General features: G+C 55.6%; 1 protein-coding gene. It reads left to right on the top strand.

Translation table 11 applies throughout. The features are described from left to right. Positions 1-76: 76 nt before the first annotated feature. Positions 77-1,164: ABC transporter family protein (locus AC1DRJ_RS28720; protein ID WP_477805116.1), on the top strand; the 1,088-nt coding region annotated here is incomplete at its 3' end.

The following is a 1,164-nucleotide window of genomic DNA, read 5'->3' as shown; positions in this document are numbered from 1 at the left end:
CCTCAAATCGTTACTGGCGCAGCTCATACAAGACGACTCGGTGGTCATGTCGAACATCGCACTCGGGGCCACCTGCATGGCGCTGACCTACTGCGCCTGGCTGGCGCTCAACCACTCGTTTTTTTTGGCTGAACTGGTGGGTGTCGGCGGTCGCTCTTATGTGGAACAACGCCTTCTGCTCAAAAAGAACAGTTCGCTGGGTGGCTCGTCTCCACTCAGCCTCACCACGCTGTTTGACCGCGAAGCGGCACGTGTCGAATCTTCATGGTCGGGACTTATAACAATCTCGCTGGCACTCGCCACGGTCATCTTTACCTCAACATTCTTCTTCTTTGCCCTAGGCGTCAGTGCCTTGGCCGCGTTGGCGGTCATTGTCGTCAGTTCACTGGTCGTGTTCTGGGTGGCTCAACGACTGAGCATGACCTATGCACAACTATCACTGAACGCCACGCAACGCATTGAGATAGGAGTGTTCGCTACAAAAAACCGACGCCAGGCCTGGCTTAAGAACTGGAATGCCAAACTGATAAGCGACTACGCCGACAAACGAAACCCCGAAGCAGCGTCGCTGAAAAAAGCGGCCCGCCTGGTGGCGGCGATCAGTTTGATCTCGACGATGACGCCCATTGCGGCGCTGCTCAGTGCGGCACTGTTGCAGCTAGTCTATCTGGGTCACGTCGATGCACCTGGAGTGTTGGCGGCCATGGCATTGATTGGCGGCTTGAGATCCGTCGCCAATAACATTCCGGATATTGTGCAAAGCATCTCTCAAGGATTTGTCGGGCACAAAAACATCGAGTATTTCCTTCGTGCCAATCACGCTGATTCGTCCCACCTTGAACCGGTACAGCTACCGACCACCCAAGCTAAACATATTGCGATTATCGGGACCGCGAGCAGCGGCAAGACCTCGGTGCTACGAAACCGAGCGCAATGTCTTGACGACACTGACGGCCGAGCAATCTTCATTCCAGACGAGCCGTGGATGTTTGCAGGCGGGCTTCGCGAGAACCTGAGTCTTTACCGCAGAGACTTTTCAGACGACGAGGCCTGCCGCGCCTTCGCTCTGTCTCGCTTACCCGAGCACTTTTACGTTGATTACCTGAATGAGCTCACCCATGGCGCAGAGGGCAACTGGGACGTTTCCAGAGGCCAGGGAAAGCG

Source organism: Pseudomonas sp. P5_B2 (assembly GCF_056400445.1).
The sequence above is the reverse complement of the archived record's forward strand: the minus strand, read 5'-3'. Positions and strand labels throughout refer to the sequence as shown.